This window comes from Herbiconiux dendrobii (assembly GCF_052048175.1).
Lineage (GTDB): Bacteria > Actinomycetota > Actinomycetes > Actinomycetales > Microbacteriaceae > Herbiconiux.
This window is the reverse complement of sequence record NZ_JBLZQV010000001.1, coordinates 382,499-395,390: the sequence shown is the minus strand read 5'-3', so window position 1 is coordinate 395,390 and position 12,892 is coordinate 382,499. Positions and strand designations below refer to the sequence as shown.

The 12,892-nt window shown below is 73.3% G+C and carries 11 protein-coding genes; 3 read left to right on the top strand and 8 right to left on the bottom strand.

Annotated features, from left to right (window positions below):
* Positions 1–60 precede the first annotated feature (60 nt).
* The 5 genes from ACN4JJ_RS01825 to ACN4JJ_RS01805 all read right to left on the bottom strand — a co-directional run bounded on the left by ACN4JJ_RS01825 (position 61) and on the right by ACN4JJ_RS01805 (position 7,451).
* A complete protein-coding gene (locus ACN4JJ_RS01825; RefSeq protein WP_440708198.1) occupies positions 61–2,622 on the bottom strand; it encodes a lamin tail domain-containing protein in 2,562 nt (853 codons plus the stop codon).
* Between the two features lie 103 nt (positions 2,623–2,725).
* Positions 2,726–4,423, bottom strand: a complete 1,698-nt coding sequence (locus tag ACN4JJ_RS01820; protein WP_440708197.1) for a cell wall-binding repeat-containing protein — start codon at positions 4,421–4,423, stop codon at positions 2,726–2,728.
* Between the two features lie 37 nt (positions 4,424–4,460).
* The gene (locus ACN4JJ_RS01815) at positions 4,461–5,093 is read right to left on the bottom strand and encodes a 2'-5' RNA ligase family protein (protein ID WP_440708196.1); all 633 of its coding nucleotides are present in this window, start codon (positions 5,091–5,093) and stop codon (positions 4,461–4,463) included.
* A 93-nt stretch (positions 5,094–5,186) separates the two neighbouring features.
* Complete coding sequence (gene dinB / locus ACN4JJ_RS01810; RefSeq protein WP_440708779.1) at positions 5,187–6,383, bottom strand: DNA polymerase IV; 1,197 nt, start codon at positions 6,381–6,383, stop codon at positions 5,187–5,189.
* 180 nt (positions 6,384–6,563) lie between these two features.
* A complete protein-coding gene (locus tag ACN4JJ_RS01805; protein WP_440708195.1) occupies positions 6,564–7,451 on the bottom strand; it encodes a LysR family transcriptional regulator in 888 nt (295 codons plus the stop codon).
* 82 nt (positions 7,452–7,533) lie between these two features.
* Between ACN4JJ_RS01805 and ACN4JJ_RS01800 the strand changes: the two genes are divergently transcribed.
* Together ACN4JJ_RS01800 and ACN4JJ_RS01795 are read left to right on the top strand one after the other, a co-directional pair.
* The gene (locus ACN4JJ_RS01800; protein WP_440708194.1) at positions 7,534–8,841 is read left to right on the top strand and encodes an MFS transporter; all 1,308 of its coding nucleotides are present in this window, start codon (positions 7,534–7,536) and stop codon (positions 8,839–8,841) included.
* A gap of 136 nt (positions 8,842–8,977) precedes the next feature.
* Positions 8,978–9,127, top strand: a complete 150-nt coding sequence (locus ACN4JJ_RS01795) for a hypothetical protein (RefSeq protein ID WP_440708193.1) — start codon at positions 8,978–8,980, stop codon at positions 9,125–9,127.
* Positions 9,128–9,225: 98 nt separating this feature from the next.
* Here the strand turns inward: ACN4JJ_RS01795 and ACN4JJ_RS01790 are convergent, their stop codons facing one another.
* Positions 9,226–11,451, bottom strand: a complete 2,226-nt coding sequence (locus ACN4JJ_RS01790) for a S8 family serine peptidase (protein WP_440708192.1) — start codon at positions 11,449–11,451, stop codon at positions 9,226–9,228.
* Positions 11,452–11,586: 135 nt separating this feature from the next.
* On the bottom strand, positions 11,587–12,060 hold the full coding sequence (locus ACN4JJ_RS01785) for a hypothetical protein (RefSeq protein WP_440708191.1): 474 nt from the start codon (positions 12,058–12,060) through the stop codon (positions 11,587–11,589).
* Between the two features lie 152 nt (positions 12,061–12,212).
* On the opposite strand from ACN4JJ_RS01785, the gene ACN4JJ_RS01780 reads away from it, so the two are divergent.
* Positions 12,213–12,464: a hypothetical protein gene (locus ACN4JJ_RS01780; RefSeq protein ID WP_440708190.1), complete on the top strand. Its 252-nt coding sequence runs from the start codon at positions 12,213–12,215 to the stop codon at positions 12,462–12,464.
* Positions 12,465–12,513: 49 nt separating this feature from the next.
* Here ACN4JJ_RS01780 and ACN4JJ_RS01775 read toward each other — a convergent pair whose 3' ends face one another.
* Positions 12,514–12,891 carry a hypothetical protein gene (locus ACN4JJ_RS01775; protein ID WP_440708189.1) on the bottom strand — a complete coding sequence of 126 codons (378 nt, stop codon included), beginning with the start codon at positions 12,889–12,891 and terminating at the stop codon, positions 12,514–12,516.
* Position 12,892 lies beyond the last annotated feature (1 nt).

Here is a 12,892-nt window from a genome sequence, read left to right as displayed (position 1 = left end):
GCATCCGCCAACCGGATCCGACTCCTGGACCGTGCCGAGAAGGGGGGTGGGGTCGCGCGGTCAGCGGCGGGCGGCCGCCCGGGCCCGCGCCGCGACGAGGGCCGCACCGAGGAGCAGGAGCAGGGTGCTCGCGGCGATCCAGGGTGCCGGCTCCGCACCGGTGGAGGCGAGCGCCGGCGAGGTGCCGGCCGGCTTGGTGGTGCCGCCCGCAGGGCCGGGGGCCGGCGCCGGGGTGGGGGTGACCGTGGGGGTCGGGGTGGGCGTGACGGCGGCGGCCGTCACCGTGAGGGCGGCGGTCGCGAGGGGCGTGACCGGGTCGGCAGCCGTCGCCACCGAGAGGGTGTGGTCGCCGGCGGCGACGGTGGCGGGGATCGTCACGGAGAGCGTGAAGGTTCCGTCGGTGTCGGCGACAGCGGTGCCCAGCGTGAGCGGGGCGGGGCCCTCGGCAAGCGCGGCCGCGGGCTGCGGGGCATCCAGGGCGACCGTGTACTGCGTGCCCGAAACGAGGCCCTTCGCCAGGACGGTGGTGGTGGCGCCGGCCTGCACGGTGGACGGGGTGGCCGTCACCGAGGGCTCGGACTCGATCGGCGGGTTCGGGCCCTGCGGGCCGAGGTCGAGGTCGCAGGAGACCGTGCCCGACCAGAGCGAGTGGCCGCCGTTGTTGCCGTCGTCCGAGCGGATGACCTCCTTGACGCCGTCGACGCAGGTGGAGTTCGGCGCGATGGCGAAGCCCTCGTTGTTGTAGTCCGGCAGGCCCGTGGGGCGGTCGTAGATGCGGTCGACCGCGAAGGCTCCGGATGCGTCGATCTCGAGCAGGGTGGACGAGCCGGCCACGCTGTTGTCGGCGACCGCCCAGATGCGCTGCGCATCCGGGTCCCACTGCGTGTCGGCGATCAGCGGCAGGCCGGTGTCGATCGCGGCGACGCGGTGGAAGCTGCCATCGGTGTTCAGGGCGTAGGCGTAGAGGTGGCCGTTCTTCTCCAGCGCGGTGAAGTACAGGCCCGATCCGTGGCCCGGGTAGTCGGCCGGGTCGTAGGCGGCGCCCGTGCTCTGGTCGACGAAGGCGTTCGTGGTGAGGTACGTGTCGGGCACCCAGGTGATGCCCTCGAAGCCGAGGTTCGAGTCGGCCTTGGCGACGGGGTCGATGGCGTCGGCCAGGTCGTTCGTCAGTACCCACTGCTGGGTCGGCACGAGGGTGGTGCCGGCGGCGTTCGGGTCGAAGCGCAGCACGCTGTCCAGCGGCACTCCGCTGTTGCTGTTGTCGCGCTCGGTGGTGATGTAGAGGAAGCCGTCGGGGCCGACCGTGATGCCCTCGGAATCGGGCTGGCCGCCGCCGTTCGGGAAGACGAGCGCCTTGCCGGAGGCCCATCCGTTCGCCGTGTCGGGCACCCAGAGGTCGCCGCTCTTCACGAGCTTGTAGACGTGGCTCTTGTTCTTCACGGCCCAGAGCACGTCGGGGGCGGAGGGGTCGATGTCGAGGCCGGAGACGTCTTGGCCCGAGAGCGCGGTGACGAACTGGCACTCGTCGTCGGCGACGACGGCGCTCTGGCCGCCGGGCCAGGCGAGTCCGCCCGCGAGGGCCGGTCCGCTTCCGGATGCCGCCTCGGTCTGGCAGGAGACGCCGCCGTTGCCCGGGTCGTCGGAGGGGATGATCTCGCCGGCGCAGGCCTCGGCGTTCGAGACGCCCCAGCTCGCCGCGGCGGTGTGCACCCAGGCGCCGGTGGCGTCGCCGCAGCGCGACCAGGAACCCGGCTGGGCGGCATCCGCACCCCAGCCGACGGTGTCGACGATGGTGCTGCCGTCGGCGCGGTAGACCTTCACCGAGTCGCCGCCCGAGCTGAGGCCCTGGTTCGATAGCAGCACGAGGTAGCCGTGCGCGGGTACGACGGTGCCGTTCGGGGCGTCGAGCGCGACCGGGAGGCTCGTGCTGTCGCTCTGCAGCCAGCCGGAGACGTCGACGTCCGTGTCGCCGGTGTTCACGAGCTCGTAGGCGTCGTGGTACGGGTCGTCGTTGGCCGAGGTGACCTCGTTGATCTTCACCGAGGCCCAGCCGGAGTCGTCACCGGGGGTGGTGGGGTCGGTCGGATCCGTGGGATCGGTCGGGTCGGTCGGCGTGACCGACTCGTCGTTCAGCGCGCCCTTGGAGGGCACTGCCTGCTGCACGAAGTCGCCGGTGCCGTTCGGCACGCGGCCGTAGGTGTCGAGGTGGAAGTCGCCCCACTCGTAGGAGTCGAGGAGCGTCGATCCGTCGGCCGCGAACAGGCTCGCCTTGTCGTTCTTCTTGAGCTTGAACGTGGAGCTCTCGGCGACGTAGACGGCACCCGGCGCGATGACGGTGGCGCTCGGGAGGGTGATCGTGACGCCGTTCTCGCGGCCGGTGAGCGAGTAGCCGGAGGCGTCGAGCGGCTCGGTGCCGGTGTTGATCAGCTCGACCCAGTCGGGGCTGCCGTCGGTCTCGATCTCGTTGATCCGAAGGGCGGATGCGGCGGCAGCGGATGCGTCGCTCGTGACGGCGGGCGCGGCGGGCGCGGCCGAGGCGGCGGCCGGAACGGCGAACAGTCCGGCGAGCACGAAGGCCGCTCCGGAGATGAGGGCGAGGGGACGCGAGACAGGCTTCAGCACCTCCCGATGCTCGCCGCGCCGGGTGAACGGCCGGTGAAGCGCGGGTGATCACCGGGTGGCCCGAAGCCGTCGAGAGTCTCCCCGTCGGCGTCGGGCCCCCTGATCAGCAGCTCGGCAGCCCCTCGATCGCGGGTGTCAGGCTGTTCGGTCCACCGAGCAACCGGATGCTCTGGTGCCCGTTGATCCGCAGGCGCTCGAGCACCGGTGCGGGCACGCAGTCGGGGTGCACGATGTAGAGGTTCGTGCCCCGCGCCGCCGCGACCGCCGCGCCGGTGAGGGCATCCGGATACGTCGTCCCGACCGCGAAGTAGGCGGCGTCGATCTCGCCGCCGTAGTGCGCCGGGATGGTTCCCGCGATCGCCGCCGACACCTCGTACCGATCGGCGCCGCCGATGCGGGTGGCGCCCGGCTGGATCGCCTCGAGCGAGTCCTCGAAGCCCTGCGGGACCGAGTTCACACCACCGGCGATGTACAGACGCTGCGGGGCGACCTCTCGCACGAAGGCCTCCGTCGCCGGGTCGACGGTCGGCTTCGAGCCGTCGACCAGCACGACGGCGTTGCTGCCCTCCGCCAGCGACACCGCGGCACCCGCGGTGAGCGCATCCGCGAAACCGCGCCCGTCGGCGAAGACGATGTTCGTGATCGGAGGCTGAGGCCGGATCGACGGCTGGGCGAAGGCGAACCGCGCGACGTTGCGCGACACCTCGTAGCGATCGGCGCCGGCGATCCGCTCGATCTGCGGGGTGGCGGCGGCGAGCTGCCCGTAGACGGCGGGGCCGACCGAGCGTTCGCCGCCGACGACGACGATCCTCGCCGGCTTCAGGCGGTCGAGCTCGGCCGCGATCGCCGCGGGGATGCCCGTCGGGGTCACCAGCAGCACCGGTCCGCCGAGCCGCGCGGCCGCGGGCCCGGCCGACAGGGCATCCGGGTAGTTCAGGCCGTTGGCGACGAACACCACCGGCACCCCGCTGCCGAACTCGCTCGCCGAGATGGCCGCCGCGGCCTCGAAGCGGTCGGTGCCCGCCAGGCGATCCACCACCCGGGGGCTCCACGGCTGCAGGGTGATGTCCATGTCGCTGATCAGCTGGCCGGCGACCGGATGCACCCGCTCGGCGTCGTCGCGGCTCCGCGTGCCCGGCCAGTACTGCGTCTCGAAATCGTGCCCGCCGAAACGCGCCCGTTCGCTGAACCGGATGACGTAGTCGGCGTCGGCGAGGCCTCTCAGGCGGTACCGCCCATCCGTCTGCACCGTCAGACCCGTCACCGAGGCACTCTGCGTGAGCGTGTACGAGCCGTCGGGGCCCACGAGGTACGCCTCGGCGATGCGGAAGTCCTGCTGGCTGGCCGGCGCGGTGGTGAGGATGCCGGTGAGGCCGGCGCCGCGGGGCATCTCGATGTCGAGCGACACGTCCGCCCCGTCCACCACTACGAGCTGGGCCTCCGAGCGGTAGGGCGTGCCCCCGGCCCAGGTCGTGGCGTAGCCGAGCGCGTCGGGGCTGTTCGGATCCGTCGCCCAGACGAACTCGACGAGGTACTCGCCGTCGGGGACGCCGGCGACCTCGTACGGCCCCGAGTTGGTCCCCTGCCCGTGGTAGACGGCATCCAGCGACGGCGTCTCCACCCCGACGTAGACCGGCACCGTGATCGTCGGGTCGCCCTCGGCGTCGCGGGCGAAGGCGTGGCCGGAGATCGTGTGCGTCTCACCCTCGTCGGCGCTCGCCGGCGCAGCGGTGCCGGTGAGACCGGCCGTGACCCCCAGGCCGACAGCCAGGATGAACGCCAGTCGTGTGATCGCCTTCACGGTGCCCCCTCGTGCGGGCCGGTCGCGTTCGGTGCGATCAGCTCCTCGACGATCGTAGGGCACCTCGACCGTGATCGAGCAGCGGAGTGACCGTGGCGCTGGCGGAGTCCCAGCGCCGCAATGCCGTGGCGCTGGAGACGACCCGGTCGGCGAGCCGGGGATCACCCCGGCCGTCGCCCCGGTCGCCGTCCCGGGCGTCGCCTCGCTGAGAGGATGCCCGCACGTCGTCGAGCAGCCGGAGAGCCTGCGGCACGTCCTCGAGCCGCAGGCGCCGGGCGAGCGTGACGTGCGGCGTCCAGTCGCCGGGTGTCGTGTGCGGGGCGTCGTCGCCGGCCCCGGTCCCGGCCAGGCGATGCAGGCCGGCATGCGCCCGCAGCAGTTCGGCCGAGGCGATCACGCTGCGCACCAGCACGCGGCGCTCCCCGCTGCCGAACAGCATCGGGGCGCCGAGCACGATCGGCAGCGGGAGCCGGAACGTCTCGGCGAGCGCGCTCGGGTCGGGAGTCGCGACCTCGCCGCGCACGAGCAGGGTGATGTGCGGCCGGTTGCTGGCCGACGGATGCGCCGCCAGGCTCGACAGCCCGGCCCCGGCGAGCGCCTCCCACTCGGCGCGCACGTCGAGCTCGCTCTGCTCGTCGAGCAGGAGTTCGAAGCTCACGACGTCGCCCACGGTCTCAGCCTGCCGTGAGCGCGGGCGATCGCCAAGGCACCGTGGTCCGCATCCAGCACCGGCACCAGTCACTCGTGCTCGGCACGGCCCCGGTCACTCGTGCTCGGGCAGCACCGGCGTCGACCAGCCCGGATCGCGGCCGAGATGCACGGCCCGCGCCACCGAGGCCGCACCGAAGCGGTCGTGCAGCGCATCGAGCACCGTGTCGAGCCGCGCGTCGTCGTTCCAGTCGATCGGCAGCTCCGGCTGGATGCTGTCGGCCCGGCCCAGCTGCCCGAACGAGAGCCCGATGAGGGTGATGCCGCGCTCGTCGAGTTCCGGTTGCGCGGCGACCAGCAGCTCGCGCGCGACGGCGAGCAGTGCCGCCGTGCGATCGGTCGGCGTGCCCATCGTGCGCGAGCGGGTGGCCTTGGCGAAGTCGCCGAAGCGCAGCCGCAGAACGACCGTGCGGCACACCCGGTCGCCGTCGCGCAGCCGCCGGGCCAGCCGGTCGACGATCTGACTCAGGATGACGTCGAGCTCGGCGGGCGTGCGCGGGCCCCGGCCGAGCGCGCGCTGGGATCCGATCGACGAGCGGCGCCGCGCGGTGTCGACCGGGCGCGGGTCGCGCAGCCGGGCCAGCGCGTGCAGGTGGGCGCCGGTGGCTCGGCCGAGCAGCCGTTCGGCGGTGGCCTCTTCGAGCTCGGCCAGCTGCCCGACGGTGCGGATGCCGAGCCGGTGCAGCTTCTCGGCGGTCACCGCGCCGACGCCCCACAGCCGCTCGACCGGGAGCGGGAGCAGGAAAGCCTCCTCCCGCTCGGGCTCCACCACGATCAGCCCGTCGGGCTTGCTGACGGCGCTGGCCACCTTGGCGAGGAACTTCGTGCGCGCCACCCCCACCGAGATCGCCAGCCCGACCTCCGCGTGAACCCGCTCCCGCAGGCGCACGGCGACCTGCTCTGGCGTGCCCACGATGCGCCGCAGACCGCCGACCTCCAAGAACGCCTCGTCGATCGACAGCCCCTCCACGAGCGGTGTCGTGTCGCGGAAGATAGCGAACACGTCTTTGCTGGCGGCGGAGTAGGCCTCCATCCTCGGCGGCACGACCACGGCATCCGGACACAGCTCGCGCGCCTGCCGCCCGCCCATCGCCGTGCGCACCCCGCGCGCCTTCGCCTCGTAGCTCGCCGCCAGCACGACACCGCCGCCCACGATCACCGGCCGCCCGCGCAGCTCGGGCGCATCCCGCTGCTCCACCGACGCGTAGAACGCGTCGAGGTCGGCGTGCAGCACACTCGCCTCGCCCCGCATCCGCTCTCCCGCCGTCGCCGCCAGCCCCGGCCCCACTCCCGGCCCTTCCGCGAATGGTCGCACGAACCGGCGACATCGCCCGGCGCCTGAGTAGCATGCCGCCCCCGATCGCTGCCCGGCAGGGCTGCTCGCCGCGGCAAGGCGTGGCGAGCAGCCCTGCCGGGAACCGCCCCACTCCGCTCAGGCCGGTCGCGGCGCGGCGGCCCGGATCTGCTCGATCAGGGCCCGGATGTGCGGCCGCCGCGAGGCGCCGTGCCGCGCCGCCAGCGAGAACACCCACGGCTCGGCCGGCGTCGCCAGCCGCACCCGCGCGCATCCCTCGGCCTCGCCCAGATCGGGCACGACCGCCACACCCAGTCCCGCCGCCACGCACGGCGCGATGCTCGGCAGGTCGGCCATCTCGGCCACGACGTGTCGACGGATGCCGCGCTCGGCCAGCATCCGCTCGACCTGGACGCGGTTGCCGAAGCCCGGCAACACGTCGACCCAGTCGTCGGCGGCGAGCTCCTCGAGCGTCACGGAGGTGCGGCCGGCCACGGCGAGCGGATGACCCTCCGGCAGCAGCACGACGAAGTCGAAGGCGGCCAGCGCCCAGGAGTCGAGCTCGGGCGGCACGGGCAGTCCCGAGAACGCCAGGTCGAAGCGGCCGTGCACGAGATCGTCCATCAACCCGGTCGAACCCGTCGGCGAGCCGGCGATCTGCACGTCGACGAGTGGATGCTCGCGGCGGAATCGCGCCAGAGCCGACGGCAGGTCGAGCACCTGCAGCACGGCGAAGGTGCCGATCCGCACGCGCCCGCGCAGGCCCGATCCGGATTCCGTCGCCACCTGCCGCAGACCCTCGACGTCGTCGAGCAGCGCCCTCGCCAGCGGGAGCAGCGACTCGCCCGGCGGCAGCAGCCGAACGGCCTTCGTGCTGCGCTCGAACAGCGCGACCCCGAGCTCGCCCTCGAGGCTCTTCAGCCCGGCCGAGACGGTCGACTGGGCGACGAACAGGCGCTCGGATGCCCGGGTGACGCTGAGCTCGTCGGCCACCGCCACGAAATACTCCAGCAGGCGCGTCTCCATTCGTCCTATTATAGATGAAAGCGATCAGAGTCAGCAGAATAATTCGTTGGACTCGATCGTTGCGGAAGCGCATGATCGAAGTATGTCGACCTCCCTGCTGCCCCCTCCCACATCCCCCACCCCCGCCGTCCCGGTCGACGCCGCATCGCCCCGCCCCGGTCGGCTCCGCCGCCGCCGCTCCCCCGTCCGCCTCACGCACGCCGCCGGATTCTGGGTGACCGCCGTCGCCTTCGTGGTGATGATGGCCTTCAACACCGTGCCCACCCCGCTGTACGCGCTCTACCAGCAGCGCGACGGATTCCCGACCGTCACGGTGACGGTCGTCTTCGCCGCCTACTCGTTCGGGGTGATGGTCTCGCTCTTCGTCGCGGGGCACCTCAGCGACCGCTTCGGGCGGCGGCGGGTCATCCTCACCGCCGTGGTGGTGGAGGTGGTCGCGGCGGTGATGTTCCTGCTCTGGAGCTCGCCCGAGGGGCTGATCGCCGCGCGCTTCGTGGCCGGCTCGGGAATCGGCATCCTCACCGCCACCGCCACCGCGCACCTCGCCGACCTGCGCCGCATCGCGCGGCCGGAGGCGACCCTCGGCTTCGCCGCCACCATCGCCGGCGTCGCGAACATGGGCGGACTGGCCCTCGGGCCCCTGATCGGCGGCGCGTTCGCGGAGTGGGTGCCGGCGCCGCTGGTGACCCCGTACCTCGTGTTCCTCGCCCTGATGGTGGCGGTCGGCTTCGCCTATGCCTTCGTGCCCGAGACCGTGGTGCGGGTGCCGGCGCGCAGCCGCGAGCCGTATCGCCCGCAGCGGGTGCGCGTTCCGCGGGAGAGCCGTACCGCCTACTGGGCCGCGGGCATCGGTGGCTTCGCCGCCTTCGCCATCACCGGCCTGTTCGGATCGGTCGCCCCCACCTTCCTGGCCCAGCTGCTGCACCAGAGCGACCGCTTCGTGGCGGGCGCCGTCTCGTTCTCGGTGTTCGGCGCCGCCGCGCTCGCCCAGGTGGTGTTCGCGCGGCTGAGTACGCGCCGGCAGCTCGTGCTCGGCGTCGTCTCGATGGTCGCCGGGCTGCTCGGCCTCGGCGCGGCCGCGCTCACCGTCTCGGCGGCCCTGTTCGTGGCGGGAGCGGTCGTGGCGGGAGCGGGAGTGGGCCTGGTCTTCCGCGGGGCCCTGGCCACGGCGGGAACGCTGGCCGACGAGGGCAGCCGCAGCGAGACCACGGCCGGCATCTTCCTGCTCGGCTTCGCCGGCATGACCGTGCCGCCCCTGCTGGTGGGGGTCGCGCTGCTGTGGCTGCCCCTCGTGCCCGCCTTCCTCGGCTTCGTGGTGCTCGTGCTGGCGCTCATCCTCTGGGCGGGCCCGCGCATGGTGCGCGCGACGAGCGCAGCGCCCGCGGCGTGAGCGCGGCCGGTTCCCGTGAGCCGCCGCTGGCGATCGCGGGGATGGCCGTGGGGCTGTCGCTGCTGATCGTCGGGTTCCTCGCCTCCCCGCGCCCGGCCCGTTCTGGCTGGTAGCGATCGGCCTCAGCGTTCTGGCGGTGCTCTCGCTGCTGCTGGGCGCGGTGGCACGGGCCCGCCGCCGCTCGCAGACGGACGTGCTGGCCCACCTGCTCGGCCACGGGCGCATCGAGCGCGGCGTCATCCGGCGACCCGGCCGCCGTGCTCTACGACCCGGCGCGACCGGGTGACACCTCGCGCATCCGGGTCGCCCCGCCCGACTCGACGACGGCGGCGCACTTCGCCCGCTGGCACGCCTAGCGACGCGGCGCGCGGTCGCACCCCCGGCTCAGCGACGGGTGGCGGTTCGCGGGGCCCTGGGGCGGGTGCGGCGGATCGAGACGGCCGCCGTTCCGAAGAGGAGCGCGACGAGCGCCCAGGGCGCGAGCACTCCGAGCGGCGCCGATCCGGTGGCCGCCAGCCGCGGGGAACCGTCGGCCGCCGGGACCGGCACCGGCACCGGCACCGGAGTCGGCGCGGGCACGGGCACCGGCGCAGGCAACGCCGCCACGAACGCGGCCGCGTCGATCAGGCCGCTGCCGGCCGCATCGGTGGCGGAGATGAGCGGCGACGCGCTCTGCACCGGGCGCGCCGTGCCGAGCAGGGCCGACCTCAGCTCATCCGGAGTCGCCGTGGGCGCGTACTGCCTGCCGAGGGCCAGCACGGCCGCCGCCGAGGGAGCCGCCGCCGAGGTGCCGAAGAACGCCCAGACGCCGTCGCGCACCGGCCGGTCGGGGCTGAAGAAGTTCGTGTGGATGCCGTCGACACTCGCGACATCCGGTTTCGCCACGGTCACCGGGGCGGGCAGGGGCTGCGGATCGGGCGAGACCGCCGGGTCGTAGTCGAAGAAGAGCCGCACCGGTCCGGGCGAGCTGAAGTCCTCGACCGTGGAGGTGTCCGCCGCCGGCACCGCGGCGACCGAGATCACCGAGGGCAGGCCGGTGTGGCCGGTGATCGAGGCGCCCACACGGTCGTGCGCGGTGGTGCCGAAGTACTCCGCCACCGCGATGTCGGAGTGGAAGGCCCACATCCACTTCAGGGCCGGCGTGATCGCCGCCGAGGGACCCGCCGTGAGGTCGCGCACGATCGAGAACTCGTAGACGCCGTCGACCTCAGGGCGGTAGCCGCCGGCCGTGATCGGCATCGGGGCGTTGCCGCGGTCGAGCACCTCGACCGTGCCGTCGGGAGCCGTGGCCACGAGGGTGAAGGTGCCCTTCGCCGCGTTGTACGGCTCGGCCCACTGCAGCGCCCAGGTGACGGGTTCCTCGGTGGCGCCGAGGCCGAGGTGCGCGCTCGGGTCGGCGACGCCCGATCCGCCGTCGGATACCGGGCGGGCGAAGTCCATGCAGTCGTAGACGCCGTCACCGAGGGCCGTGAGCACGGGGGCGGGGCAGGCGGTGGGGCGGTAGGCATCCGTGTCCCAGCCGTTGAGGGAGTACCCGGCGCTGAGGAAGCCCTCCTGGCCGATGTTGTTGTAATTGCCGGCGCTGGAGACGTAGCTCACGCCCTGGGCCACCACGCGGTCGATCGCCACACCGACCGCCCCCTGCTGGAACCACGGCTCGGTGAAGGAGTAGATGTCGTCGACGATCACGGTGGCCCCGGCGGCGGCGAGCGCCGTGATGTTCTGCGAGAAGGAGAGGTCGTCGACACCGTCGGTGGAGACCAGCAGCGTCGCACCCGGGGCGATGCTGTGCACGACCTGCGCCATGGCGCGGCCTTCGTCGGATCCGCCGGGCCGCTGGGCGAGCACACTCACCGGGGTTTCGTGGCCGCAGGGGTTACCCGGGCCGGGCAGCAGGCCCGCCGCCACGTCCTGCTCGGGCGTGGTGGGGGAATCGGTGCTGGTGGAGAAGGAGTCGGAGATGATGCCGATCGTCACCCCGCTGCCGTCGATGCCGTGCAGCGCCTCGGCGAGGTCGGCGCGCAGCGGGGCGAGGGCGTTGGCCTCGACCGTGCGGCAGGCGGGGCCGGCGGATGCGGTCGGCACGGTGTTCGGGGCGAGGGCACTCGCCGCGGCACCGGCGGAGACGTTTGCGGAGCCCGGGACGGCTGATGGCGACCCGGTTGTTCCGGATGCCAGCGCCTCGGTCACCGAGGAGACCCCGGGCAGCGCCGCCACCTCGGCGAGCCGCGCCGGTGCCACGTACGCGGCCGCGCGGCGGAACTCGCTCGAGCTCGCCACGACCTCGCCGAGTTCGGCCAGGGCGGCGAAGTCGGATGCTCCGGGCTGTGTCGCGTAGAACACCGAGACGGCCACGCGCCCCTCGTCCACCTGCAGGCTGCCGATCCCCTCGCCGGCCAGCCCGAGCTGCTCGGAGACCGCCTGCTGCCCGGCGTCGAGCGCCCCGGGCGCCGCCGCGAGCACGTCCAGGCGGTCGGAGAGACCACCGACCTCGGCGCCGTCCGCCCCGCCCGCGGGATCCGGCGCATCCGCGTGCGCCACCCCCGGACTCCCCACGATCAGCAGCGCCGCCAGCGCCATCCCGCACACACCGGCAAACGTCTTGCGCATCGTCCGTGAACCCCACCCGTCATCCCCAGCGCGGCGACGGATCCGGCCGCGTCCCTCCACCCTATCGATCGCGGAACGGCGATCCGGCAACCAGGGCGCGCCCCGGCGCGCGGACCGGCACGATGGCCGCGGAGGTCAGCCGCCGACGGCCCGGATGAGCACGGCCGCCGCCAGCACGAGCACCGCCACACCCACCACCAGGTCGGTCCAGGTCGCCACCGTCTCCTGCGCGTTCTTGCCCCGCTTGGTGACGTGCATCAGCCCCGCGAGGAGCAGGAAGACGCCGCCCGCCGCGCCCGCCGGAAGGGCCCAGCCCGGCACGAGCGCGAGCAGCCCGGCGAGCCCCATCCCGATGTTGGCGGTGCCGAGTTCGCGGGTCAGCTGTTTCTCCTGCACGCTCGACGCCGGCGATCCGAGGATCGCACTCGTAGGCCCCTTGCCCGACACCTGGGCGAGCCCGGCCAGCAGCAGGCGCGTGCCGACACCCCAGAACACCCACCACGTGCCGAACACGAGCACCGGGTCGCCGCCCGCCGTGGCGAGCTCGATGCCGCCCGACACGATCGGCAGCACCACCGTCTGCGCGACCACCACGATGAAGTAGCCCACGAATCCCCCGATCCCCTCGCGTCATGCTTCGCCGCGACGACGACGACACCATGATGCTAGCGCCGGCCGAGCCGCGGCGGTCTTGGCGTGTCGGGCTCCGGTGGGCTATCCATTAACAATCGAACATATGTTCGAATGACGAGGAGGGCATCATGAGTCTGGCGCACGCCACCGACACGGCGACGATCTGGTTGGCGAACGGGATACCGGCCCGGATGGTGTGGCGCGGTGAGCGCTGGCGGGTCACCGACACCCCCACCGAACCGGAGGGCTTCTACTGGTCGACGCATCTGCCGCCCGCCGTCTCGTGGCGCTTCCAGGGCACCAATGCCGCGGGTGACACGCACGTCTTCGACGTGGTGCAGGGCCCGGAGGGCTGGAGGGTCGCGCGCGTCTACGACTGACTCGCGTCTTCGGCTCGCGGGGTGTGGGCCGCAGCAACCGGGGTCGGCGTCAGAGGCGGTAGAAGTCGCCGACGAGGGCGAGGGTGCACATCAGGGGCGCGAGCGCGAAGAGGGTGAGGCCGATCCGGAGCAGCCAGGTGATGCGGATGCAGGCGCGACGAGCATCCCGCCCGCCCGGGGCGGCTGCGGCGGCGAAGACGACCACCATCACGAGACTCGTCACGAACCCCGCCCAGAACAGGCGCTCCCAGGAGTCGACGAGCACCCCCGCGAACCAGCCGGAGACGATCACGCCGCCGCACACGATCGCCATCGTGAGCACGGCGCCCACGAAGAGCGTCGAGGCGTGCCGCTCGAGCTCGGCCCGGCGCCGCTCGGTGACCGAGTCGGCTACGTCGGCGGTCGCATCCGAGCCGCGGGCATTCATG

Bases quoted from the DNA above. Each gene is read 5' to 3' on its own strand.
- dinB (WP_440708779.1), bottom strand. From the start codon at position 6,383: ATGCGGGGCGAGGCGAGTGTGCTGCACGCCGACCTCGACGCGTTCTAC.
- ACN4JJ_RS01805 (WP_440708195.1), bottom strand. From the start codon at position 7,451: ATGGAGACGCGCCTGCTGGAGTATTTCGTGGCGGTGGCCGACGAGCTC.
- ACN4JJ_RS01800 (WP_440708194.1), top strand. From the start codon at position 7,534: ATGTCGACCTCCCTGCTGCCCCCTCCCACATCCCCCACCCCCGCCGTC.
- ACN4JJ_RS01790 (WP_440708192.1), bottom strand. From the start codon at position 11,451: ATGCGCAAGACGTTTGCCGGTGTGTGCGGGATGGCGCTGGCGGCGCTG.
- ACN4JJ_RS01780 (WP_440708190.1), top strand. From the start codon at position 12,213: ATGAGTCTGGCGCACGCCACCGACACGGCGACGATCTGGTTGGCGAAC.
- ACN4JJ_RS01775 (WP_440708189.1), bottom strand. From the start codon at position 12,891: ATGAATGCCCGCGGCTCGGATGCGACCGCCGACGTAGCCGACTCGGTC.